We start from the raw sequence: 22,109 nt of genomic DNA, 5'->3' as shown, positions 1-22,109 counted from the left end.
GTACTAGAAGCGTTTAAGTTAAAGCATCATTGCGGCTAACCAGCCAAAGGCGATCAGCGGAAGGTTATAGTGCAGGAAAGTAGGCACTACGCTGTCCCAGATATGGTCGTGCTGCCCATCCACGTTAAGGCCAGCGGTTGGCCCAAGCGTCGAGTCAGACGCCGGCGAGCCTGCATCTCCCAGAGCAGCCGCCGTACCTACCAGAACTACCGTCGCCATGGGCGAAAAGCCAAACTGTACCGCCAGCGGTACGAAGATGGCAGCAATAATCGGAATAGTCGAAAACGAAGAGCCGATACCCAAGGTAATAAACAGCCCCACCAACAGCATGACCAGCGCAGCAACACCGCGGTTATCGCCGAACACCTCAAAGGCACCCGTTACCAGCGCGTCAATATCACCCGTCGCTTTCATGACTTCAGCAAACCCCGCGGCTGAAATCATGATAAAGCCGATCAACGCCATCATCCGCATGCCGCTGGTAAACAGGTCATCGGCTTCACGCCATTTAAAGATACCGCCCATCGAGAGCAAACCGATCCCGACCAGACCACCCAGGATCATCGAACCGCTGTAGAGCTGCAATCCCAGTGCTGCCACAATCGCCACGCCCGACATGACAAGCCCGAGCATATGCGGCTGGGCAGGTGTATGCGTATGCTGGGCGTGGCTTGTAACCAGATCCTTACTGGCATACTCGCGCCGCCCGCGATAGCTGAACAGCAGGGCCACGACAAGGCCGATTGCCATACCGCCTACCGGAATGCCCATGGCCATGGGCACCATGTTACGCGTAATTTCCAGGCCCAGCGGCTGGCCTGCGCTATTCAAATTAGCCAGCAGGATATCGTTAAGAAAAATTGCTCCAAAGCCTACAGGCAATAGCATATAGGGGGCTGTCAAACCGAAGGTCAGCGCGCAAGCTACTGCCCGACGGTCCAGCTGTAGCCGATTCATCACAATCAATAGCGGGGGAATCAACACGGGTATAAACGCAATATGCACGGGAATGGCGTTTTGCGAGGAAATGGCCACCAGCAATACAGCGCCAAGTAACAGCATTTTAACCCGCGTTTGATGTGTCTGGGTTGCCTCTTTTCCCAGCATGGTGATTAGACGATTTGCCAACATGTCCGGCAATCCAGAGCGGGAAATTGCTACGGCGAAAGCCCCCAGTGTGGCATACGCTAGCGCTACCTGAGCGCCCCCGCCTACCCCGTTATTGAAGGCCTCCAACGTTTGATCCAGGGACAGCCCACCGACCAAGCCACCTACCAGCGCACCCGCGACCAGCGCAAATACAACCGAAACGCGTAAAAGTGACAGCACTACCATGACGAGCACTGCAAGAATGACTGCATTCATGAACAATTCCAGAGCGGTTAAAGGTGATTAGCATGTGTAGAAAAAGCAGCCGAATTCCCTGCGGCGCGTAAAAACGCCCGCTTTTTTCATACATACCTAATATCGAAGGGGGCAAATTTTAGCAGATACTGCTTATAAAAAGCGCCTGTAGAGTCATTTCTACGTATCAACTTTGAATGCCATGCTGCTACTTTAGTCACGCCGCTATAGCTGCCATGCAGCATACTGCCTAGTATCAAAAGCGGTCTATTTCTAATAATGCCAATTTATTCACTACCCGGGAGCTGGCATGGGCACATTAGCGATTATTATTTCCCTGCTATTACTGATGTTTCTGGCTTACCGAGGCATCTCGGTACTTTTACTCGCCCCTCTCATGGCTTCACTTGCCGTACTGTTATCTGGCGATGGCGCATTTTTACTGCCCATTTATACCGACTCCTTTATGCAGGCGTTGGGAAACTACGTTATCCAATTTTTTCCGCTATTCTTACTCGGCGCTTTGTTTGGCCAGCTTATGGCTGACTCCGGTGCGGCGCAGTCCATTGCCAATGGTATCGTCGACAAACTAGGCACCCACCATGTGGTATTAACTGTGGTGCTCGCCTGTGGCGTACTGACCTATGGTGGCGTATCCCTGTTCGTGGTGGCATTTGCGATCTATCCCATAAGCCGCGAGCTATTTCACCGGGCAGACGTACCCAAGCGTCTTATACCGGCCAGCATTGCCTTGGGTTCATTTACCTTTACCATGACAGCCTTACCCGGCACGCCTGCCATTCAAAATGCGATCCCCATCCCGTTTTTTGAAACCAATAGTTTTGCCGCCCCGGGCCTGGGGATTATCGCAGGTCTGATTATGCTGGGATTGGGTACTACCTACTTACAATCTCGTGTCACGAAAGCGGCTGCCAACAATGAAGGATAAGGCACTCATAAAGAGCGTGAGGCCAGCCCAGACACCGCCGACGCCACGCCCACCACGATGCCTCTTGCACTCGCGCTGATTCCTCTGATAATGGTTATTGGCCTTAATGCCTTGTTTACCTACGGTGTCTTTCCGTCGCTGGATTTAAGTTTTATTAATGAGGCCTTCGAAAATGTATCTCCAGACGCTCAAACCGGGCTCTGGGCGATTCTTATTGCGCTTTTAAGCGCATCGGCTTGGCTGATCATCACTCGCTGGAAATATTGGCTAGATTTAAAAGACACTGTCAACAAAGGTGTAATGGGCTCGCTATTGCCGATTTTTAATACCGCATCAGAGGTAGGCTATGGCGCCGTGATCGCAAGCCTTGCCGGGTTTGTCATTATCCGTGATGCGGTACTCAACGTTTCACCCAACAACCCCTTAATTTCCGAGGCGCTCGCCATGAGCGTCTTATCGGGCATTACCGGCTCCTCCTCAGGCGGGCTTTCCATCGCGCTGCAAACCTTGGGCAGCGAGTATCTGGCCATGGCTCAGGAAGCGGGCATCGATCCTGAGCTTATGCACCGGGTAGCGTCACTCGCTGCAGGCGGGATGGATACCCTTCCCCATTCCGGCGCGGTTATCACCCTATTGGCCATTTGCGGTCTTACCCACCGCCAGTCCTATGCAAACGTGGCCATGGTGACAATTGTACTGCCCATTGGTGCACTGATCAGCGTAATTACCTTAGGCACCCTGTTTGGTAGTTTCTGAAGCCAATTAGAAAATCCTGCGCTAGATCAAGTTTTATATGGGACTTAATGAGTACGCTTAGCCCCCGCCCCTAAAAGGGCGCTACCTTGGGCGAACAACGCATGGAAATAGCCTAACATATCAGTCGCCATATCCTGGAGGCACTCGCCCGTGTAGGCTAATTTGATGAAACGCCATGCACGGGAATCGCCTTTCAGCTTGATGTCGAGGACGCCGTGGGCGTCAAGCACCAGATCGAATCGCTGACAAGCAGCTCCCGGCCTGACTAGGTCCTGTCTGAAAAGTGTCTACGCTCGGCAATACGGCGTTAAAAATCGACTCAGAATACTCATTTACGACATGTAAACTCCGTTTCTTCGCCGATTTTTGCCTTGTCTTGCCTTCGCTCGCCGACTTTTCAGACAGAACCTAGTCGTCATCCCATTTTTCTGCGACGCCACTGCTGCAGTACAAGCCCCTGCTTGGGCGAAAAAAGCAGCGCCATGATAAAGAAACCAAACGCGACCAGCACAATAGCGCCACCCGAGGCCACGTTAAACACTACCGATAGCCACAACCCGATGACCGCCGAACATATGCCAATCGAGACCGAAATTAAAAGCATTGTCTTAAAGCGATCCGTAAGCAGATGAGCCGTTGCCCCTGGCGTGATCAGCATGGCTACCACCAGAATAATACCGACGGTTTCCAGGCTAGCCACAATGGTCAGGGTAAGTAAAAGAATAAGGCCGTAATGAATCACCTGGGTATTAAAACCCAGTGCCTGCGCCTGCTGCGGGTCAAAGGCGTATAACAGTAACGGTCGATAGGCGAGCCACACCGCTAAAATGGCAATAATGCTGGCAACGAAAGTAAGCATTAACGCAGAGTGTCTAACGCCCAACACGTTACCAAACAGAATATGCATCAAGTGCGTGCTTGAAGCCAGCTTGCTGATAATCACCACGCCAAGGGCAAAGGAGGCGGTAAACATCAGCCCCATAGCGGCGTCAGATTTAATACGCGTGTTTCTTTCGATCGCCCCGATACCTACCGATGTCAGCGCCCCGGTAATAAATGCGCCCACAAAAAACGGCCAGCCCAGCAGATAAGCAATCGCCACGCCGGGCAATACAGCGTGAGAAATGGCATCCCCTAACAGCGACCAGCGCTTCAATACGACATAGCAGGAAAGCATGCCACAGATAGCGCCGACCAACACCGAGGTAAGCAGTGCACGCTGCATGAAAGCGTACTGAAAGGCTTCTGAAACGCTGCTCGGCAGCAGGTTAACCACGGTCATCAACGCTGCAATCAATCCGCTTATCAATGCGTCGCTGAATGATTCTATTATCAACATACTATCAACCACGTTGGTTACCCCTGCTCAGGGCTAAAAGAAGCCGCCGGCACTGTTTGGCGATCCGTTGTCGTCTGTTCAATCGAACTGACGGCAAGCTCGGCCAGTTTTGTTTCACTTAACATGTCTTCCGGTGTGCCTGTACCACGGACAAAGCGGTTGATCAATACCACATGATCAACGTAGCGGCGCGCCCCCGGCATGTCATGAGTAACCATAATCACGGTTTTACCCGCCTCACGCTCGCGGCGAAGTACCGCCAGAATCAGCTTTTCACTTGGCGGATCCACGCCTGCTAACGGCTCATCAAGTAATAGGATACTGGCTTGTTGAGCGAGCGCCCGCGCAAGCAATACACGCTTTTTCTGCCCGCCGGAAAGAGCACCGATAGGCCGCTCTGCATGGACGAGCATATCTACTGCGATCAACGCCTTCTCTACTGCTTCAGTATGACGGGCATGGTGCCAGCGAGCAGGCAACAATCGACGCCACAACACATCGTCACGCATATGCCCGTAGCGCCCCCCCATGACGGTGTCCCACACCGATACGGGAAAATCCCATTCGATAGCTTCGCGCTGGGCCATATAGGCAATCTGCCCTGCCCGCCGGTGCTTGACGATGGGCTCGCCAAACGCGTTTACGCTGCCTTGGAGCGCCTTCATGCTACCGGTTAGCACATGAAACAGTGTCGATTTTCCGGCACCGTTCGGACCCACGATAGCCGTCCATTTTCCTGCGGGAAATGTCAGGTGAATGTTTTCCAACACGATTTGACGCTGGTAGGCGGCGTAAAGCCCTTGCACTTCAATAGCCGCTACTGGATGGGACATGTCTGTGTTCATGGTGACTACTCGGCTATCAGGGCGCGGCGCAACAGCTCCGCGTTATGTCTTTGCATCGCAAAATAGTCGCCCGCTTCGCCGTCAGGTTCGCTTAGTGAATCGACATATAACGGCCCCGCCACCGGGATACCGGTATCTTTGGCAAGGCTTGCCACAGAGCGGTCTGAGATTGTGCTTTCCCAGAAAAGAGCTGCCGGCTGGCGCTCATTGATCATATCAATGATACGCATCAACTGGCGCGGTGAGCCCTCGGTTTCAGCGTTGTTTCCCCAGATACCGTCATGCTCAAAATCATAGGCATCAGAAAAATAGAGAAATGCCGCCTCGCTGGAAAGCAGCAAACGGCGCTCCTTGGGAATATCGCCCAGGATTTCCTGTAGCTCTGCGTGAAGCGCTTCAAGCTCCGCCTCAACACTGGCAGCTCTGGCTTGGATGCCGTCTGTCTGTTCCGGCAACAGTGTTACAAGCTCACTGGCGATTACCTGTACGTAGGCAATGGCCGCTCGTGGGTCTGTCCATAGATGTGGGTCCACGTCACCCTGCAGCTCACCAATGGCAATATGCTGAGTTGGATATTCAGAAGCTTCCGCAACGGGCACCAGAGCTACGTTGTCCTGGGTAGTCGCATCCACTTGGCGCATCCACTGCTCTAGTTGGTAGCCGTTATAAAACACGATGTTGGCATTTTCGAGATCAGCAAAATTCTCAGGCGTCAGCTCCCACTCATGAACCTCTGCATTTACCGGCGTTAAAACAGAAACATAGGCATCATCACCCGCCACACGCGCCACCAGATCGCCTAATACAGAAAAGGTAACCACCACATTAATCGGCGGCGACAAAGGTTCAGCATGTGCGGCAGAAACACTGCCCATGGCAGCAATCAGTAAGCCTCTCTTCAACCATGCCTTTCGATGGCTCATGACCGTACTCCATAAAGGGTCGCTTTAGACATAACTCTAGCTCAACAAAAAAGCATTGTGCAAATAGTTTAGCCTTGGCTAACAATTATGCGGATAAATGCGCTACCATCCCAATTAGGGTTTCCATTCACCTTGATATAGTTTGCTAATGAGTGATCGCGACCAGTCCTTACCTCATACCGTTAGTGGCGCTAGCAACAGCGGCGATGCGTTGCCGCCGATTGGCGAGCATGCCCGCCAATACGAAACCGTGCGAAATGCTCATGAAACCGAGCTGATCGAAGACTATGTTGAGCTGATTGGTGACTTGATCCAGCACCGAGGTGAAGCGCGAGCGGCTGATATCGCTAGCCGCATGGGGGTAAGCCAGGCAACGGTTTCCAAGATGATTCGCCGTTTAAACGAACTGGGGCTAGTTACCAGCAAGCCCTACCGCTCCCTGTTTTTAACCGAAGATGGGCAGAAAATGGCGGAAGTTTCACGGACTCGCCATGATATCGTGCTGCACTTTTTACGCGCGCTGGGTGTAAATGATCATACAGCACGAATTGATGCCGAAGGTATGGAGCACCATGTCAGCAATGAAACCCTCTCCATCATGCAGCGCTTTATCGACCAGCAAACCCAGCGTTAACGGCCAGGCTTGTCTTTAACCACATGCGCTAAGCCGGTTGACTTGGGTCACGCTACCGTTCCAGATCATTTCCAGATGAGTCGTCTGAACCACATCCCGCACTTGCATGGGAGTCATTAGCGCCCAGCACGTAGCCTGGGGTTCGCGCACAGAATGATAGCGCAGCCCGGGTGAATGTGCTTTCCTGACCGACCAGCCAAGCGCCCTGCCGTGGCGGTAATCATCCGGCGCATAAATAGGATGTGAACGCTTTAGTACCGTGGCATCCCGGCAGCTACGCTCGTCAAACAAGCACTTTAGACCTCGGAAAACAAAGCGCTCAAAATGTAGCCCCGGCACGTTCTGCCAATACGCCTGCTGATGGTACTTTACTTCGGCAATAGCCGTGGTCATGGCATCCGCTACGTACAACACGCCAAAGCTACCATCACTGAAACGCGACCCATCCGGATTGACATGGGTAAATGGCGCTACCGCGTATGAACAACCACGAATGCCAAAGGGAATTTCCCCGGCTGGCAATAGCGCTAGGTTGCCTATCTCATTTTGCAGACGTGGGTTGGTTAACGCTTGCAGCGCATGTAATGCGGCAAATTCGTCTTCATCGGCCACATCATCAAACAGATCAATCGGTGGAAACTTGCTGTTAATCAGCCGGTAGCCTGTAACTGAGCGCGCCGAAAGCTTTGGTAGCGTTTTTAGTTCTACCATTGGGCGCCCCGCAAACTATCAATGCGTTTGAACGTTTCATAAAGCGCGGCGAAGTCACCGCTACTCATGACTTCAAGTGGAGTGCGGCCATTAAAGTAGGGGTTATGGTTTTCCATCGAGACAAACCCATACAGGTTGTCCGGATTTTCAAACAGCATGCGCAGCGCCGCGTGAATATTCAGTAGGTAACTAATGCGCGTCAGCTGGTCGCTATCCAGCTTTATTTCGCCAATATCGCCACGACGTGCCCGTGCATAAGTGCTATGGGATACCCGCAGTATGGCTTCGCCCTGCTCTCCATTTGCCCGCCATTTATCCAAAATGCGTACGGCGGCTTTTAAACCCGAGGCAGCGGCAACTTTATTCTGAGCAATATTATTGGCTGTTTGCATAACAGCTCCCTTTAATCTATCTGCAAATACTAGAGTATAAAAAAAGTATCTGCAAATATAGAGAGGTTTTTGTTACTAAAAACAGTTTTTCTAGACATAAAAAAACCCCATGCCGTTTTTTCCGACATGGGGCCTAACTAATAAGCTTAAAACGCTTTAGGGAACATCGTTTGAGGCAGGAACAAGAATACGCTGGGCAGCAGAATAACTGCCAATATGACCGCCATGATTAATCCAACTAAAGGTAGTACCGCCATAAAAGCACGCGGCATGGAAACTTCACCAATTTGGGTGGCGATTAATAAGCAGATGCCATAGGGCGGCGTTATCAAGCCCAAGGTTAACGACAAGATAACCACTAATGCCATGTGGATTTGATTAATATCCGCGGCGATACAAATACTCTGAATAATCGGCAGGAAAATAATAACGGCCGTTACGGGGCTTAATACCGTCCCGATCACCAGCATAAAAAGCATCACCATCAGCATGATGCCAATACGGTGGTCAGTCACCGATAAAATGAAGTTGGCGACATCCTGGGCAATGCCCAGATAAGAAATTAACCAACCCATAATGCCCGCCGAGGCAACCGCAAACATAGGCAGCGAAAAAGAGATTGCTGACTCTGCCAGAATAGACGGCAATTGCTTAAAACGAATCGCGCGATAAAACACAACTGCTAGAATCACGCCAACCAATACCGCCACCGATGCGGCTTCTGTCGCGGTAAAGACACCGGTGGTAATACCGCCAAGCACCACTAGAGGCAAGGCCATCGGCGGAGCCGCGACAACCGCAGTGCGCCCCATTTGCTTAAACGAAAACTTGCCTGTCGCTTTAATATTTTCTCGCTTGGCGATGTAGTAGACGTAGCCCATTTGCATAAGCCCCACCAGAACTCCCGGAAGGACGCCGCCTAGAAAAAGTGCTCCGACGGACACATTGCCAAATGCACCGTAAATAACCATCAGTATCGAGGGCGGAATAATGCCGCCTAATACCGATGAGGCAGCAGTTAAAGCAACGGCAAAAGGAGCGGGATAGCCCGATTTTTTCATCGCCGGAATCAGCACGGCGCCAACGCTTGCCGTATCGGCTGCGGCCGAGCCGGAAAGGCTGGCAAACATCATGGAGACCATGACATTAATATGCCCAAGCCCACCGCGCACATGTCCGACTGAACTATCAGCAAATTTGAGCAGGCGATCCGTGATCCCACCATCATTCATCAGGCGGCCCAGCAACAGAAAAAACGGGACGGCTAAAAGCGGAAACGAGTTAATGCTGGCAAACATCTGGTTGGCAACCGACGTCAGCGACAGCCCCATTTCCAAAATAGTAAAAATAGACGCCAAGCCAATAGCAAATGCAATCGGCACGCTTAGCGCGATCAGCAGTAAAAAGCTGCCGATTAATATAATTAGCGGGCTCATGAGCCTTCCACCTCGTTCATTCGCTTGACCTTGCCGCCATTGCGGAGCGCCACTATATCGTCGTAAATGACTTCAATGGAAAATAAAAACATAGCGATACCGGCAACAGGCAAGGCAGCAAATACATAGGCCATCGGCGTTCCCAGCGCCACCGATCGACGATTCCACCCCATATCCACCAAAATATTGCCATGCACCACCAGCACATAAATCAGCGGCAGGCAGGCCAGGCTGCCGAATAGCCGTAGCACGCGCTGGGTAATGACAAACTGTGGGGGGAAAATATCGATCACATAGTGCTTGCGCTTACGCACGGCAACCGCCGCGCCAATAAATACCGCCCAAATGAAACAAGCCATTGCTACTTCATCTGTCCAGGAAACAGAGATTTTTAAGTAATTGCGCGCAACCACTTGATAGAGAACGGTCAGGATAAAAGCGGCAAACAGAGAACCCGCTAGACACAGCAAAATTTTTTCCACTACATCATTGATTTTCCGCATTAGTCTGTCCTTTTATTGGCACGTGCCGCTTCCCCACCCCACTTTTCAGCGGTTCAAGGAAAGCGGCATGCTGGCCAAAGTCGTTATAGGCTGCGGATAGTCTCGAGCAGGTCGGTTAAACCGCGCTCTTCAGCAAATTCATCGTGCAGAGGCACCACTTGATCGATAAACGCCTGTTTATCGACCTCGGTTACCGTAACCCCAAGATCTTCAAACTCCTGGATAAACTCAGCGTCGTACTCGATCCCTTTCTCAGTGCCATATTCACCGGCGCGCTGAGCCGCTTGCTGAATAATGGCCTGATCTTCTTCAGAGAACCGATTGAAACGGTTTTCGCTGATCGAGATGTGGCTCATCATGATCTGGTGTTCAGTTTTGGCATGAAACGGTGCTACTTCGTATAAGCGGCTTGAAAGATAGCCGCTGATAGTACTCTCAAACGCACCGACAACACCGGTCTGCAGGCCGGTATAAATTTCTGTCCAGGGAAGCGACGTGGTTAATGCACCCGCAATTTGCCACGTTTCAGCATCAAGGCGCGAACCAGTAACGCGCATTTTAACGCCTTCCAAATCAGACGGCTCTTCGACCGGGCCGGTATTGGTACTCAGGTTACGCGTTCCGCCGCCGGTCAAACTCAAAAGCTTCAGCCCAACGCCGGCATCGGTCATGGCCTGATCAAAATAGCTATAAACCGCTGACTCAGGAGCGGTTGCTGCACGGAACTCATCCATGTCCTGGAACAGATAGTTAAGGCTGAAAATTTCGAAATCCGGCACATAGGGAGCCACATTCATCACTCCACCAATGATCATATCCGTGGTGCCAATGCGGATTTCATCCACCATGGTCTGGTCGTTGCCTAACTGACCGCCCGGGAAGATTTGAACCGTAATCCGGTTATCCGTGGCTTCTTCGACTTCTGCCTTGAAGGCTTCTGCAGCGTCAATCCAGGGGTGTGGCGCACTCACCACGGTACCCAGGCGCAGAGTTTCCGCCAGTGCCGGGGATGCCATCAACAAGGATACAGCGCTTACCAATGCCAGACGGGGGAGCGTATGTTTAATCATGGGAAGTCCTTAGAGTGTGCCAACGTTTTTTTAATTTTCAGTGTCGGGGCTTAAAAATCAGAGGTTAGAAACAGGTTCGCCAAGGGTATGCATTAACCGGTTTGCCCAGCCAAACAGCGTGGTCGATAGCGTTAAATCAACAATTTCCTGATCTTCAAGACCCACATCGCGCAGGCTTTGAATGTCATTATCGGTCACGTTAGGTGGACACTCGGACAGGCGCATCGCGAACTTCAAAATAGCTCTGATGCGGGGTTCCAGATCCGCCTCTTTGCCGCGCAAGAAGATATCTTGCATTACCTTTTCATCGCCCACGATATTGTTATAACGATGGGCATGAACGGCCGCGCAGTAAATGCAGCGATTGACGACGGAGGCAGCCACCGCGCCTAACTCCCGCTCATCCCGCGATAGTCCGCCTTTATCGTACATAATGCCGTTAAACAGCGAGGTACGAATACGCAGCGACTCAGGATCGTGCGCCAGCACCAGCACATAATCAGAGATTTTAGTATTGGAGGGCGTTTCTTTAAGCGCTTCACGCTGGGCAGGCGTGGCGTTATCAAAATCGATAGGCGTGATATAGGGGCGCCAGGTGGGGATTCGCGACGTAAACTTATGAATAACACGGCTCATTTAGCTTCTCCCATCACACTTAGTACCGCCGCAACGCGCAGCTGGTAGTTAACAAATGCCACCAGGCCCGCCAGCCGGACGATATCGCTCTCTTCTATACCCGCCTCACTAAGTGCTTGGATATCTTCCTTCGTGGCATCGCGGGGGCGTTGAGTGACTAAGTCGACATAAGTCACCATGGCAGACAGGCACTTTTCGGATGCGGGTGGCTGGTTGCCAGGCTCGGCAAGCTGGTAAGGGTCCGCATCGCTGCCATAGCCCGCTAATAAATCAGCATAGTGCTGGGCCAAGCCCGCCTGTTGGCAAATACGCGCCATACGGCATGCCAGTGCCGCTCTGATAGCGATAGGCACTTGGCCAGCATCACCTGGCAATAAAGCCGCTTCGTAGGAAGCCTGGGTCAAATCCATCAACTTGTGGCGCACAGCCAGCGCATCTGCCAACGGACCAGTAGTGGGCACATTAGCCGCTTGTTCTAATACATGAGTCATGGTTATTCCTTGCTTTTCAATACGCCACTTAAGCGTTAGCAGTCGCATTAGGTAAAGGCGTTGCTTGCCACTCATCGCCTAATAATTCAGGCGAGTCGTACTGCTCAAGCCGTTGCCAGTGGCGCTCTACGTCTTCCCGGTAAAGATTGGCAGCAATCGCACCAGCCAACCAACTTGCTCCCTCACTGATCCCCGGAATATCGCCACTGACCTTGCCTAAACTCACGGTCGCGCCATAGTTAAAGCAGTGAATATTGCGCAACCAGGGCGCTGTTCCCGGCTCACGCTCCTGGAACGCAAAGTCACGCTGTACGTAAGGGAAGTTACCTAACTCGTCGTTCTTAAGCTCGACGGGTGGCTGGTAGCAATCGCGCCATAGCAGAATACGGTCGGCGTAACCGGCAAGCTCTGTGCGCGCCAGGGGGTCGATTTCAAAACCAGTGCCCAGGATCAGATAATCACAGCGCACGGTGCCCTGCTGGGTTTCAATAACAATCTCATCGCCCTCCATCTGCATGGCTTTTACACCACAGCCAAAGTGGAAATGAGCATTGTCATGACGGCTGACGCGCAAGGTGGAGCCGCGGGGTGGCGGAGTTTGGGTGGCAAACGAATAGTGCATAATTTGCCAGCGCCACTCATCGGGTAACGTGGCGTAGCCATGGGTAAAGCCAAAGGATCCGATGCCCATCATTTTATTGATAGTGGGCATCTGAGGGCGACGAATTAAAAAGCGTACTTCCTGAGCACCATGCTCTAACGCCTCTGCTGCATTATCGACTGCAGAAGCCCCGACCCCAATCACCACCACACGCTTGTCTTTTAAACGCGCAAAGTCGATCTCATCCGCCGAATGCGACCAGGCGTTGCCGGGCAGGTTATTAACGAACGCCGGAATTTTAGGTGCGCCAGTGCCTTCACGGCCGGTCGCCATTACAAGTTTGCGGGTAAGCACGGTTTTACTGGGAGCCCCGGCGCCTGAAAGCTCAAGTCTTAACAAATCACCTTCGGGCGTAACGTGCTCGACCTTAACGTCATTCTCAACGGGGAGCTTTAATACGTCGCGGTACCAGCTTAAATAGGCCATCCAGGTGGGGCGCGGGATTTTATCCAGCGCTTCCCATGCCGGGTTACCGAACTGCGCTTCATACCAGGCCCTGAAGGTGAGTGATGCAAATCCATAACTGGGGCCAGGCAAGGTTTTGGGAGAACGCAAGGTTTCCATACGAGCGTAGTTCAGCCAAGGGCCTTCCAGCCCAGCCGGATTACGATCGAAAATACGGATATTGCTGATGCCACCGGATAGCAGCGCAAAGGCTGCCACCATGCCGCACTGCCCGCCGCCAATAATCACCACATCATGCACAGGCTGCCCGTCTTCCATCGCCTGGGGAGGTACCCAGTTAGCGGGTGGAATATTCAGACATGCCAAGTCGTATTGAACGCGGGCATTAAGCGCTTCTAAGCCAGCGCCCGCCAGTGAGGGAGTCATGGTCATTGCGTCATCTCGATTTGTGCCTGAATAGCCTGCTCCGCTTCATGAGGCCACCAGAACCAACGAACAGGTACATCTGTAAACTGAGCATTCTCCTCTAACGGCAGCGCTTTGGCCTGCTCAACGAGCTGCTGAGCTTGTGCAAAGCAATCGTCTTTTCCTGCCATTATGGCTGGCTCTTGACTAGTATCTTGCGACAGAAGTGTATTCAAGAGATTCGTCGGCGCTTGAGTGACGCTTTGATGGCGAGCAAGCCAAACGCCATTGGTTTCATCCACGGAATACAGCTTCATCAGTACAGGTGCATAGCGGGCAATAAATTCGACTGCCGATATTACATAGTTAGCGGTCTCATTGCTAAAAAAGAAATTAAAACCTAGTCTTACCCAACCTGGACGATATAAGCTTCTACCTTTTTGGACTAAATCCTCATGCTCAGCTGCGGTTTTTTCGTCTATTGAAAGCAGCTCATGACCATAAGGGCCAGCACAGGAGCAGCCGCCCCGCGCCTGGATACCAAACAGGTCATTTAACATGGCAACAATCAGGTTATGGTGAATATCACGACCGCCCGCACTAATGTTGAATGAAAAGATGGCCAGGCGAGAGGCGGTTAAAGAGCCTAAAAGGTGGATATTGCTGACGGTTTGCCAGCGCGCCATTGCCATCTCAACCAGCTCACTTTCACGCGCTTCGATATTTTCAGCGCCAACCAAGTCTTTAATACGAAACGCAAAGCCCGCTCGAATATCGCCCAAGATGCCGGGTGTACCGGCCTCTTCCCGCCGCTGAACGTTGGTCACATAGCGGTGATGCTGAGCCGTTACGTAAGACACCGTCCCACCACCCGCCACGGAAGGTATGGGATTACGGCATAGCGCTTTGCGGATCACCAGAATGCCGGAACTCCCAGGCCCACCAACGAATTTATGCGGCGACAAGAAAATTCCATCGATATGATCGCCCTCGCTCGTGCCCGCCACGTTGATGCTCACATAGGGGCCACTTGCGGCATAATCGAGCAGCACAATGCCTTCATGCTGGTGAACCAGGCGTGCCAATGCGACAACGTCTGTTTTAATACCAGTGACATTGGAAGCGGCTGAAAACGCAGCCACCTTTGTCTCGCGGTCAGCGTACTCGTCAAGACGTAGCGCTAATGTCTCAAGGCAGGGCGTGCCGCTTTCGGTTAGCGGGATACGTACCAGGTCTACATCACACTCGCGCCATACAAGGTCATTGGAGTGGTGTTCAAAAGGCCCAATAAAGACCACGGGCCTGGAATTCGATGAGGATTCAGACGGGGTTTGAAGACCAAGAATATGGCTACAGCGATTAATCGCAGCAGTTGCCCCTGCCCCGGCAAAAATAACGGCGTAGTCGGCATCAGCGCCTACCGAATCCTTTATTGCTTGGCGGGCCGCTTCACGAAGCTGAGTGGTGGTTTTACCGGTATAGGAGGTTTCGGTGTGGGTATTGGCGTAAAACGGTAACACCTGATGTCGCATGGCTTCTTCAACCATACCCAGCGCCCGGCCCGATGCCGTGTAGTCAGCGTATAGAAGAGGCCGAGGTCCAAATGGCCCAGGGATAACCTCGCCCTCGCCAATCACGTCATCACGAATATAGTCAATCCACTCAGATGATGTCGCCGAGTGGCAGCTCGGTAGTTTTTTTGACCTGTTCCATTGAGAAGCATGATGTGACATTACTGAGCTCTATTTTAGCGATAAGCCTTTTATAAAAGGCATCAAACGATTGGTTATCGCGCGTAATGACCTTAAGCAAATAATCGTACTCTCCCGCTAGCCGATTAACTTCCATCACCTCGGGGAAGGACTGAACGGCTTCTTTAAAAGCATCCAGCCAGGTTTGATTGTGTTTATCGGTTTTAATCATGACAAACACAGTCAAGCCAAGATTAAGCTTTTCAGGGTTTAGGACGGCGATTCTTTTTTCGATTACGCCCTCTTTTTCCAGGCGCTGAATTCGACGCCAGCAAGGGGTTACCGAAAGCCCTACGCCTTCTGCAAGCTGGGCAATAGAAAGGTTATCATTACGCTGAAGCTGTTCAATAATTTTCAAATCGAAGCGGTCAATAAGCAATTTATTTCTCCTAAAAGGCTTAAATAGGAATATATTTCTATAACGCTCTAAAATACACCAGCCAGGAGAAAGATTTTTTCTGTATGGCTTTTTCATTACTAAGCTTTCTAAGCGCACAAAAAAAGTGCAGCCTTATCAAGGCTGCACATAAATAATAAATTAATAACCAAAAGGCTTATCTCAAAATAAAGTTATGTCGTCCTTATTAGTGATTCACTGTTTTTCGAAAGGGCCATTACCTAAAACATTGGCAGGCATGCCTAAACGCCCCACTCCGGGTAACTTAAGCGCAGGGTGCTTAATGTCAATTCCGATTGCTAGCCCTAGCAAATTAATTTCAATGCCTTCTTCAAGCGCGACCAATAGCCCCACCATGCCGCCTAATGAAAGCTGATAGCCGGTACCGCTGGGTACCGGGGCAAACAATGAATCAAACAAATAATCCTTGCCGACTGCCGTCACTGGCAACGTGACATCAAATCCTTCGACTTCGCGAGCGACCCACGCAACAAACGTATTGCTATTAGGGCCTGGCCATATCTGATACCGCTCAGCACTGGGGTAGCGTGTGATCGCCTCTTCAATAACCGGAATCAGCGCTGCGGCATCCTCACCACGATAATCAGCCAACAGTGAGGGCGTATTGCCATACCAGGCACGATCAGGCATATCCTCAGCCGCCACAACGGTCGGACGTCGCCAACTCATCACTTGATAAATATGGTAGTGCGACGCCCCCTCCTCTTTTATAGCAATCCATGGATGCACACCAAAGGCGCCGCGCCAGTTATAAGTATGGGCAGCATAAACCTGTATTACCGCGTCGGCTGAATGTTCAGGCGGCGGCGCCAGCCCGGATGAGGAGCGGTCGAGCGTTGACCAGTGTGCATCAGTAACGATCACGCCGCTGGCAAGCATCCACACAGGCCCTACCAGCAACAAGGCAAGCGTCATCAGCACCAGTAAAAACACGCGGAGAAGCCCACGTTTTAGCGTCATGAATAGCTCAAATAGTCAGACATCAGAGTGGTGTCTATTTAACAAGCAAGGAGAAGATGCCAGTTCCCGGTCACCGCGGTCTTCTTCTTCCAAAGCGCATAAAAGCGCTTCACGTAGAATCGGCAAATGCGACTGTTCAAGCTGGCGCGAGGCCGTCAACAGTGTGAGCTTGCCTTGCCTAATATAGCGCATCAGCGGCAACAGTACTTCGTTAGACTCTTTTAGCTCCAACCGGTAGCGAGTTTGAAAGGAAGCTTCGCTGATCTTCTGTTCATGGTAGTCGCGCCGCAGTGACGATGAGGGCGCAGCATCCCGATACCACTCTGTTAATGAAAGCGATGCGCGCTCTTTTCCACGTGGCCATAAGCGGTCGACTAAAATACGCGAACCATCGTCTTCTTCAAACGCGGCATAGACCCGCTTGAGGGCTATTTCATAGCTCATACGACCTCCCTGAGACAGCTTTTCCATACATTGGATATACGCAAAAAATCTATCACCATTAGCGCATCCTAACCCCTCTGACAGGCAATTTATCTGTCATGGGTTAATAAAACGTAAAAGCCCAAAGAGTTGTTCCGGACCATCACATGGTACTACTTAGATAGGTAGGGGCGGATGATTCCCCAGGCCTTTTAAACGCCGTACAATGCATTTTTGGCCCACACTTGGCATCTCATGCACTTAACCCGCTTTACCGATTACTCTATCCGCGTTTTGCTTTACCTGGCGACCAAAGGTGGAGAGCGTGCCACCATCACGGAAATTGCCGAGACATTTTCAATCTCGCGCAATCACCTGATGAAAATCGTCCAGGAATTACATCAAAAAGAGTATCTTAAAGCAATTCGAGGCAAGCACGGCGGGCTTTGGCTCAACAGAGCACCTGAACATATCCGGCTAGGTGCCTTGGTTCGAGACACCGAACAGGAAATGGCGCTGGTAGAGTGCTTTCGTGAAGACAACGCCTGCATCATCACCCCTTCGTGCCGTTTAAAGCCCATCCTTAACGACGCCTTAAACGCTTTCCTAAACGCTCTGGATAATTACACGCTGGCAGATTTATTAGACGGCCAGCACAGCCGCCTTGCCTCATTGATGAAAATTCCTGCCGCTAACCTTTAGCGCTTACCCATAAGTATTCACGTACTCTGAATGCTGCGTATTTGCTCATCAAAAATCATTGATAAACGGTAGTATATCCTCCCCCCAGCTTTTACAATAAACTACCCTTCTTAATGAAGTCTGCCTGCCTTCCTGTATGCAGCGCTTGCTGAAAGCTATACTAGGATCACCGGCATATGAGCGGACGATGTTGCATTGGACTTCATTGCTGCTATCTATGGAGCTCCATATGGCTCAAGCGCCACTTTCTCCCCATCAAATAATGATTCGCAAGTTGCAGAGCATTTTCACACTGACAAGTGAAGAGGAGCAGGCACTTTTAAGCCTGCCCATCCAAACAAAAGATCTTGAGGCTAATCAAGATATCGCGAGAGTCGGCGATCAGCCAAACCAGTGCTGTTTAATCGTCGAGGGTTTTACATGTGTACACAAGATCTCCGCCGAGGGTAAACGTCAAATAATAGCCCTTCACGTTCCCGGCGATATTCCTGATCTGCAGAGCCTGCACTTGCATGTGCTGGATATAAATATTACCTCGATAACTCGCTGTAAGCTCGGTTTTATAAAACATTCAGATATGCACCAGCTATGTGAGCAGTATCCCCGTTTAACCGCTGCTTTCTGGCGTGAAACGCTAGTGCACGCATCCATCTTTCGCGAGTGGCTTTTAAATATCGGGCGGCGCGAGGCCTATGCTCGAATTGCGCACCTTCTTTGTGAAATCTTGTTGCGTCTGAAAGCGGTAGGATTAACAGAGGAAAAAACATTCCATATGCCAATGACCCAGGCGGAAATGGCAGACGCGACAGGAATGACGCCGGTCCACGTGAACCGAGTCTATCAAGCGCTGCGCGCAGACGGGTTGATAAGCACGGAGAAAAGCCAAATGACCTTGCCTGACTGGAATAAAATACAGCAGGCAGGCGAGTTTGACCCCCTTTACCTGCATATCAAGAAACAAGCGACGTCTTAATATTTTACTTTCTTGCTTGGGTAGCATTGGGAATTGTTTGGCAGTAGACGACTATTTTGCACTTCATTGAGTGTTGCAAAATAGGCATTTCTGCCCAGCCTTTCACGCCCAAAATCCAGCGCACGGCACTGATGTCCGTTCCAATATCTATTCACTTCCACATCGGGTTAACGCAATAGCAGCGTATGATCGATTGCCACAAACTCGCTGGCCTCATTCATCAGTGAAGCGGCCGTAAACTGAGGCACGCCATAAACTTCAACCTTGCAACCATGCACAGCACGCATTTTACTGACCAGAATGTCAAAGTCTCCATCGCCGGACACCAATACGATAACATCGGCCTGTTCCGCATACTCTATGGCATCAAGCGTAATGCCTACATCCCAGTCTCCCTTCGCCGACCCATCTGATCGCTGGATAAAGGGCTTCAACTTCACCTCAAAGCCGATCGCCCGGAGTATATGTTGAAACTCCTTTTGCTTTTGATCCCCACGGTCTATTGCATAGGCAAACGCTTTTACAATTTGCCTATTGGCGGTCGCCTGTGACCAGAACCTGTTGTAATCAAAATTTTTGCCATACGCTTGCCGCGCCGTGTAATACACGTTTTGCACATCAACAAATATTGCTACTTTTTGCATAAATCGGATCGTTTTCACAAGAGTCATCAGGCTGATTACTTTAGCATCCAGGCCCGACACCGAGGCTTTTACTTGCCCCGAATACTCAAAATAAAAATAAGGGCCGAATTTAAGTAGACACGCTATGGGAGGATTATTGAAGAAAACGTAGTGCTTAAAATAAAATTGACGGCACTAGTTACGCCCTTAAAAATGCTTAATGCATCTTAACTGCATGTAGCAGCCAACGAAAAACGCTACCTACAGCTTAGCTATGGATCGCCACCGAGCTTACCTCAGCACTCACCCAGAACAGCGAACGCTCAGCAGAACTCGCCAGCCTGGCTTTGTTCCTCGCTTCACCGAGCGCCAACTTTATAACTGGCATACTATTACCGGTAGATGGTGGCTATTCATCACGCCAAGACGGGATATCAAATAAGAAGGAGTAGACATTATGGATCTTGGAATTGCGGGCCGCTGGGCGGTGGTATGCGCAGCGAGCAAGGGGTTAGGGAGAGGTTGCGCCGAAGCGCTCGCCAAAGAAGGCGTCAACCTGGCCATCAATTCGCGCAACGCCGAGGTGCTCGAGAAGACGGCCGAGGCGCTACGGGCACTGAACCCGGCCATTGAGGTCCGCTCCGTGCCCGGAGACGTCGGGCGTGAAGAGGTTCGCGAGGCGTTGATTGCCGCCTGCCCGCAGGTCGATATTTTGGTCAACAACAACGGCGGCCCGCCGCCCGGCGATTTTCGCGACTGGCATCGTGAGGAGTGGATACAGGCCGTGGACGCCAACATGATCACTCCCATAGAGCTGATCAAAGCCACGGTAGACCGCATGGCCGCTAATGGCTTCGGGCGTGTGGTCAACATCACATCGGCCGCGGTGAAAGCTCCTATCGACATTCTTGGGCTGTCCAACGGCGCACGCAGCGGGCTGACCGGTTTCGTCGCGGGTATTGCACGCCAGCCGCAACTCGCATCGCACAACGTCACAATCAACAACCTATTACCCGGTTCCTTCGATACCGACCGCCTGCGAGGTAACTTCAAAAATGTTGCCGAGAAAACCCAGCAAGATATTGAGCAGGTACGCGAGCAACGTGCACAAGGGGTGCCTGCCCGGCGATTCGGCACTGCCGAGGAGTTCGGCGCCTTTTGCGCCTTCATGTGTAGTGAGCATGCAGGCTACCTGACCGGGCAGAACATTCTGCTCGACGGCGGAGCCTATCCTGGCACGTTCTAAACGGTTTGGTTTGTGGTACGACGTGTGCTAAGACAGCTAGGTTTAGCCTTTAGGAAACATATTTAAATGTGTAGATTTTCTTTGAGACGTGAGTGACTAGGCTTGCAGAGCCATATGCGGCGCACCTCTTCGTAGAATGACTACAAAAGCAGGTTATGCGATATAAAAGCGCAATTTATGGCAATTTGAGATGGGAACGACAGAAATGGAGGCGGCCCCAAAAGCCACATCCCGGCACACGCATCCACCACTACCGTTGCTCCCTTCCGGGCCTGGCGGGGTTTGCAGTTTCGCGTTGCGAGAGGACCTAAGGGGCCACCATTACAACATTCTAGGAAATGTGTCTCCCGAATGTGTTTGAGCGTGATGTGGTGGCTACGCCCTGATTTGAACAGGGGACCCCATCATTATGAGTGATGTGCTCTAACCAGCTGAGCTACGTAGCCTTTCCGTCATCAGCGGGTGCAGAGTATGCCTATTTCGGAAACAAAAGGCAAGCCGCAAACGGGCTTGCCCTTCAAACTGATAGCCAATTGCTTAAAGCGCAGCCTGAACGGCAGGCAGCCCCGGTTCGCCCTCTTTTGTGGTAACGCCTTCAAGCCATGAGGCCAACACATCATCATGGGCTTTTAAATAGGCATTGGCTGCATCACGCGGGTCTAGGCCATCATCCATGATTGCACTCATCAGCTGATTTTCCATTTCCAGCGTAAAGGTCATGTTACGCAGTAAAGCCCCCACATTAGGGCACTCTTCAACAAAGCCTGAACGCGTATTGGTGTGCACAGTGGCACCGCCCAAATCAGGTCCAAAGTAGTCATCCGCACCGGATAAGTAGGCCATATCAAAATTAGTGTTCATAGGATGCGGCTCCCAGCCCAGGAAAACCATCCATTCCTGATGTGGAATACGCGTTGTAAGCTCCGAGAGCATACCCGCCTCACTGGAATCCACTACCTGCCAGTCGCCTAGGCCGTAGGCATTATCGTCAATCATTTGCTGAATAAGCTCATTACCGTCGTTGCCCGCTTCGATACCGTGGACGCGGTGTTCGAATTGGTCAGCATAGTCAGCTAAATCATTGACGGACGTAACACCTGCCTCATACACATAGCGAGGCACTGCCAGCGTGTATTTCGCACCTTCAAGATTAGCGGTCAGCCGTTCAACATCACCGCGCTCAATGTAAGGGTCGCTTATGGATGCCATGGACGGCATCCAGTTACCCAAGAAGACGTCAAAGTCGTTATTGCGCATGCCCGCGTACGCAATCGGTACCGATACGGTATCCACCCGTGGCTCATAGCCCAGCGCTTCCAGCACCTCGCTGGCCAGGGCGGTGGTCGCGGTAATATCGGTCCAGCCAACTTCTGCAAAGCGGATGCTTGAGCACTCATCTGCGTATACGACTGCCGGTAATAGAGCACTCGCCATCAATACAGTGAAACTGCCAACGTAGATACGCTTCATTGCTACTCCCCTTCTTCTGAATTTTGAAAAGAACTGCTTATTT

23 protein-coding genes, 1 tRNA gene, 1 other RNA gene and 1 pseudogene are annotated in these 22,109 nt (G+C 51.5%); 6 read left to right on the top strand and 20 right to left on the bottom strand.

All coding sequences use genetic code 11. From position 1 onward, the window contains the following. Positions 1 to 18: 18 nt before the first annotated feature. The gene (locus ELY25_RS13090; RefSeq protein ID WP_126951710.1) at positions 19 to 1,365 is read right to left on the bottom strand and encodes a Na+/H+ antiporter family protein; all 1,347 of its coding nucleotides are present in this window, start codon (positions 1,363 to 1,365) and stop codon (positions 19 to 21) included. Between the two features lie 289 nt (positions 1,366 to 1,654). Between ELY25_RS13090 and ELY25_RS13085 the strand changes: the two are divergent. Beyond that, positions 1,655 to 3,049: pseudogene (locus ELY25_RS13085) on the top strand (GntP family permease). A gap of 415 nt (positions 3,050 to 3,464) precedes the next feature. Here ELY25_RS13085 and ELY25_RS13075 read toward each other — a convergent pair. The 3 genes from ELY25_RS13075 to ELY25_RS13065 are packed head-to-tail and all read right to left on the bottom strand — an operon-like array spanning position 3,465 to position 6,156. After that, the gene (locus ELY25_RS13075; RefSeq protein WP_126951709.1) at positions 3,465 to 4,388 is read right to left on the bottom strand and encodes a metal ABC transporter permease; all 924 of its coding nucleotides are present in this window, start codon (positions 4,386 to 4,388) and stop codon (positions 3,465 to 3,467) included. A gap of 17 nt (positions 4,389 to 4,405) precedes the next feature. After that, positions 4,406 to 5,221 carry a metal ABC transporter ATP-binding protein gene (locus tag ELY25_RS13070; RefSeq protein ID WP_236995737.1) on the bottom strand — a complete coding sequence of 272 codons (816 nt, stop codon included), beginning with the start codon at positions 5,219 to 5,221 and terminating at the stop codon, positions 4,406 to 4,408. A gap of 17 nt (positions 5,222 to 5,238) precedes the next feature. Then, positions 5,239 to 6,156 carry a metal ABC transporter substrate-binding protein gene (locus tag ELY25_RS13065; RefSeq protein ID WP_126951707.1) on the bottom strand — a complete coding sequence of 306 codons (918 nt, stop codon included), beginning with the start codon at positions 6,154 to 6,156 and terminating at the stop codon, positions 5,239 to 5,241. Positions 6,157 to 6,304: 148 nt separating this feature from the next. Between ELY25_RS13065 and mntR the strand changes: the two genes are divergently transcribed. After that, on the top strand, positions 6,305 to 6,790 hold the full coding sequence (mntR, locus tag ELY25_RS13060) for a manganese-binding transcriptional regulator MntR (protein WP_126951706.1): 486 nt from the start codon (positions 6,305 to 6,307) through the stop codon (positions 6,788 to 6,790). A 15-nt stretch (positions 6,791 to 6,805) separates the two neighbouring features. On the opposite strand, the gene ELY25_RS13055 is transcribed toward mntR, so the two are convergent. The 12 genes from ELY25_RS13055 to ELY25_RS13000 form a co-directional block, all read right to left on the bottom strand. Then, positions 6,806 to 7,501 (bottom strand): RES family NAD+ phosphorylase, encoded by a 696-nt coding sequence (locus tag ELY25_RS13055; protein ID WP_126951705.1) that lies wholly within the window; start codon positions 7,499 to 7,501, stop codon positions 6,806 to 6,808. After that, complete coding sequence (locus ELY25_RS13050) at positions 7,495 to 7,893, bottom strand: antitoxin Xre-like helix-turn-helix domain-containing protein (protein WP_126951704.1); 399 nt, start codon at positions 7,891 to 7,893, stop codon at positions 7,495 to 7,497. Before ELY25_RS13050 ends, ELY25_RS13055 begins: the two co-directional genes overlap by 7 nt. Positions 7,894 to 8,039: 146 nt before the next feature. Beyond that, the gene (locus ELY25_RS13045) at positions 8,040 to 9,329 is read right to left on the bottom strand and encodes a TRAP transporter large permease (protein WP_126951703.1); all 1,290 of its coding nucleotides are present in this window, start codon (positions 9,327 to 9,329) and stop codon (positions 8,040 to 8,042) included. Next, positions 9,326 to 9,832, bottom strand: coding sequence for a TRAP transporter small permease (locus ELY25_RS13040; RefSeq protein WP_126951702.1), 507 nt, complete (start codon positions 9,830 to 9,832; stop codon positions 9,326 to 9,328). The genes ELY25_RS13045 and ELY25_RS13040 overlap by 4 nt, the downstream gene beginning before the upstream one ends. A gap of 83 nt (positions 9,833 to 9,915) precedes the next feature. After that, a complete protein-coding gene (locus ELY25_RS13035) occupies positions 9,916 to 10,902 on the bottom strand; it encodes a TRAP transporter substrate-binding protein (RefSeq protein ID WP_126951701.1) in 987 nt (328 codons plus the stop codon). A gap of 57 nt (positions 10,903 to 10,959) precedes the next feature. Further along, positions 10,960 to 11,538, bottom strand: coding sequence for a peroxidase-related enzyme (locus ELY25_RS13030; protein ID WP_126951700.1), 579 nt, complete (start codon positions 11,536 to 11,538; stop codon positions 10,960 to 10,962). Further along, the gene (locus ELY25_RS13025) at positions 11,535 to 12,029 is read right to left on the bottom strand and encodes a CMD domain-containing protein (RefSeq protein ID WP_126951699.1); all 495 of its coding nucleotides are present in this window, start codon (positions 12,027 to 12,029) and stop codon (positions 11,535 to 11,537) included. Before ELY25_RS13025 ends, ELY25_RS13030 begins: the two co-directional genes overlap by 4 nt. Positions 12,030 to 12,057: 28 nt before the next feature. Beyond that, a complete protein-coding gene (locus ELY25_RS13020) occupies positions 12,058 to 13,527 on the bottom strand; it encodes an NAD(P)-binding domain-containing protein (RefSeq protein ID WP_126951698.1) in 1,470 nt (489 codons plus the stop codon). Next, positions 13,524 to 15,233, bottom strand: a complete 1,710-nt coding sequence (locus ELY25_RS13015) for an aminotransferase class V-fold PLP-dependent enzyme (protein ID WP_236995735.1) — start codon at positions 15,231 to 15,233, stop codon at positions 13,524 to 13,526. Before ELY25_RS13015 ends, ELY25_RS13020 begins: the two co-directional genes overlap by 4 nt. Next, a complete protein-coding gene (locus ELY25_RS13010; protein ID WP_312845183.1) occupies positions 15,163 to 15,726 on the bottom strand; it encodes an Lrp/AsnC family transcriptional regulator in 564 nt (187 codons plus the stop codon). Before ELY25_RS13010 ends, ELY25_RS13015 begins: the two co-directional genes overlap by 71 nt. Before the next feature lie 117 nt (positions 15,727 to 15,843). Further along, entirely contained in the window at positions 15,844 to 16,629 is a 786-nt protein-coding gene (locus ELY25_RS13005) for a DUF3750 domain-containing protein (RefSeq protein ID WP_185856259.1), read from the bottom strand. Positions 16,630 to 16,644: 15 nt separating this feature from the next. Beyond that, positions 16,645 to 17,073 (bottom strand): DUF488 domain-containing protein, encoded by a 429-nt coding sequence (locus tag ELY25_RS13000; protein WP_126951697.1) that lies wholly within the window; start codon positions 17,071 to 17,073, stop codon positions 16,645 to 16,647. A 234-nt stretch (positions 17,074 to 17,307) separates the two neighbouring features. Between ELY25_RS13000 and ELY25_RS12995 the strand changes: the two genes are divergently transcribed. Both ELY25_RS12995 and ELY25_RS12990 read left to right on the top strand, forming a co-directional pair. Beyond that, positions 17,308 to 17,754 (top strand): Rrf2 family transcriptional regulator, encoded by a 447-nt coding sequence (locus tag ELY25_RS12995; protein WP_126951696.1) that lies wholly within the window; start codon positions 17,308 to 17,310, stop codon positions 17,752 to 17,754. Positions 17,755 to 17,983: 229 nt separating this feature from the next. Continuing rightward, positions 17,984 to 18,727: a Crp/Fnr family transcriptional regulator gene (locus tag ELY25_RS12990; RefSeq protein ID WP_126951813.1), complete on the top strand. Its 744-nt coding sequence runs from the start codon at positions 17,984 to 17,986 to the stop codon at positions 18,725 to 18,727. 167 nt (positions 18,728 to 18,894) lie between these two features. Here ELY25_RS12990 and ELY25_RS12985 read toward each other — a convergent pair whose 3' ends face one another. After that, on the bottom strand, positions 18,895 to 19,371 hold the full coding sequence (locus ELY25_RS12985) for a LabA-like NYN domain-containing protein (RefSeq protein WP_126951695.1): 477 nt from the start codon (positions 19,369 to 19,371) through the stop codon (positions 18,895 to 18,897). A gap of 257 nt (positions 19,372 to 19,628) precedes the next feature. Between ELY25_RS12985 and ELY25_RS18110 the strand changes: the two genes are divergently transcribed. Further along, positions 19,629 to 19,802, top strand: coding sequence for an SDR family oxidoreductase (locus tag ELY25_RS18110; RefSeq protein ID WP_126951812.1), 174 nt, complete (start codon positions 19,629 to 19,631; stop codon positions 19,800 to 19,802). A gap of 5 nt (positions 19,803 to 19,807) precedes the next feature. Further along, the gene (locus ELY25_RS12975; protein WP_126951694.1) at positions 19,808 to 20,596 is read left to right on the top strand and encodes an SDR family oxidoreductase; all 789 of its coding nucleotides are present in this window, start codon (positions 19,808 to 19,810) and stop codon (positions 20,594 to 20,596) included. A gap of 215 nt (positions 20,597 to 20,811) precedes the next feature. On the opposite strand, the gene ffs is transcribed toward ELY25_RS12975, so the two are convergent. From ffs to ELY25_RS12960, 3 genes are all read right to left on the bottom strand, one after another. Further along, positions 20,812 to 20,908, bottom strand: an RNA gene (gene ffs, locus ELY25_RS12970) — signal recognition particle sRNA small type. Between the two features lie 57 nt (positions 20,909 to 20,965). Next, positions 20,966 to 21,042: transfer RNA gene (locus tag ELY25_RS12965), tRNA-Met, on the bottom strand. 91 nt (positions 21,043 to 21,133) lie between these two features. After that, complete coding sequence (locus tag ELY25_RS12960) at positions 21,134 to 22,030, bottom strand: choline ABC transporter substrate-binding protein (protein WP_422822384.1); 897 nt, start codon at positions 22,028 to 22,030, stop codon at positions 21,134 to 21,136. Positions 22,031 to 22,109: the final 79 nt, after the last annotated feature.

Source organism: Vreelandella populi (genome assembly GCF_003989825.1).
GTDB classification, from domain to species: Bacteria; Pseudomonadota; Gammaproteobacteria; order Pseudomonadales; family Halomonadaceae; genus Vreelandella; species Vreelandella populi.
Note: the sequence above shows the minus strand (reverse complement) of the source record. Positions and strands in the feature narration are given on the sequence as shown.

Excerpts from the sequence above, each read along its gene's own strand:
- ELY25_RS13015 (WP_236995735.1), bottom strand. The coding sequence starts at position 15,233 with ATGTCACATCATGCTTCTCAATGGAACAGGTCAAAAAAACTACCGAGC.
- mntR (WP_126951706.1), top strand. The coding sequence starts at position 6,305 with ATGAGTGATCGCGACCAGTCCTTACCTCATACCGTTAGTGGCGCTAGC.
- ELY25_RS13075 (WP_126951709.1), bottom strand. The coding sequence starts at position 4,388 with ATGTTGATAATAGAATCATTCAGCGACGCATTGATAAGCGGATTGATT.
- ELY25_RS12975 (WP_126951694.1), top strand. The coding sequence starts at position 19,808 with ATGGATCTTGGAATTGCGGGCCGCTGGGCGGTGGTATGCGCAGCGAGC.
- ELY25_RS12995 (WP_126951696.1), top strand. The coding sequence starts at position 17,308 with ATGCACTTAACCCGCTTTACCGATTACTCTATCCGCGTTTTGCTTTAC.
- ELY25_RS13030 (WP_126951700.1), bottom strand. The coding sequence starts at position 11,538 with ATGAGCCGTGTTATTCATAAGTTTACGTCGCGAATCCCCACCTGGCGC.
- ELY25_RS13090 (WP_126951710.1), bottom strand. The coding sequence starts at position 1,365 with ATGAATGCAGTCATTCTTGCAGTGCTCGTCATGGTAGTGCTGTCACTT.
- ELY25_RS13025 (WP_126951699.1), bottom strand. The coding sequence starts at position 12,029 with ATGACTCATGTATTAGAACAAGCGGCTAATGTGCCCACTACTGGTCCG.
- ELY25_RS12960 (WP_422822384.1), bottom strand. The coding sequence starts at position 22,030 with ATGGCGAGTGCTCTATTACCGGCAGTCGTATACGCAGATGAGTGCTCA.
- ELY25_RS13050 (WP_126951704.1), bottom strand. The coding sequence starts at position 7,893 with ATGCAAACAGCCAATAATATTGCTCAGAATAAAGTTGCCGCTGCCTCG.
- ELY25_RS13000 (WP_126951697.1), bottom strand. The coding sequence starts at position 17,073 with ATGAGCTATGAAATAGCCCTCAAGCGGGTCTATGCCGCGTTTGAAGAA.
- ELY25_RS13020 (WP_126951698.1), bottom strand. The coding sequence starts at position 13,527 with ATGACCATGACTCCCTCACTGGCGGGCGCTGGCTTAGAAGCGCTTAAT.
- ELY25_RS12990 (WP_126951813.1), top strand. The coding sequence starts at position 17,984 with ATGGCTCAAGCGCCACTTTCTCCCCATCAAATAATGATTCGCAAGTTG.
- ELY25_RS13040 (WP_126951702.1), bottom strand. The coding sequence starts at position 9,832 with ATGCGGAAAATCAATGATGTAGTGGAAAAAATTTTGCTGTGTCTAGCG.
- ELY25_RS13005 (WP_185856259.1), bottom strand. The coding sequence starts at position 16,629 with ATGACGCTAAAACGTGGGCTTCTCCGCGTGTTTTTACTGGTGCTGATG.
- ELY25_RS13055 (WP_126951705.1), bottom strand. The coding sequence starts at position 7,501 with ATGGTAGAACTAAAAACGCTACCAAAGCTTTCGGCGCGCTCAGTTACA.
- ELY25_RS13045 (WP_126951703.1), bottom strand. The coding sequence starts at position 9,329 with ATGAGCCCGCTAATTATATTAATCGGCAGCTTTTTACTGCTGATCGCG.
- ELY25_RS13010 (WP_312845183.1), bottom strand. The coding sequence starts at position 15,726 with ATGAAAAAGCCATACAGAAAAAATCTTTCTCCTGGCTGGTGTATTTTA.
- ELY25_RS13035 (WP_126951701.1), bottom strand. The coding sequence starts at position 10,902 with ATGATTAAACATACGCTCCCCCGTCTGGCATTGGTAAGCGCTGTATCC.
- ELY25_RS12985 (WP_126951695.1), bottom strand. The coding sequence starts at position 19,371 with ATGCAAAAAGTAGCAATATTTGTTGATGTGCAAAACGTGTATTACACG.
- ELY25_RS13065 (WP_126951707.1), bottom strand. The coding sequence starts at position 6,156 with ATGAGCCATCGAAAGGCATGGTTGAAGAGAGGCTTACTGATTGCTGCC.
- ELY25_RS13070 (WP_236995737.1), bottom strand. The coding sequence starts at position 5,221 with ATGTCCCATCCAGTAGCGGCTATTGAAGTGCAAGGGCTTTACGCCGCC.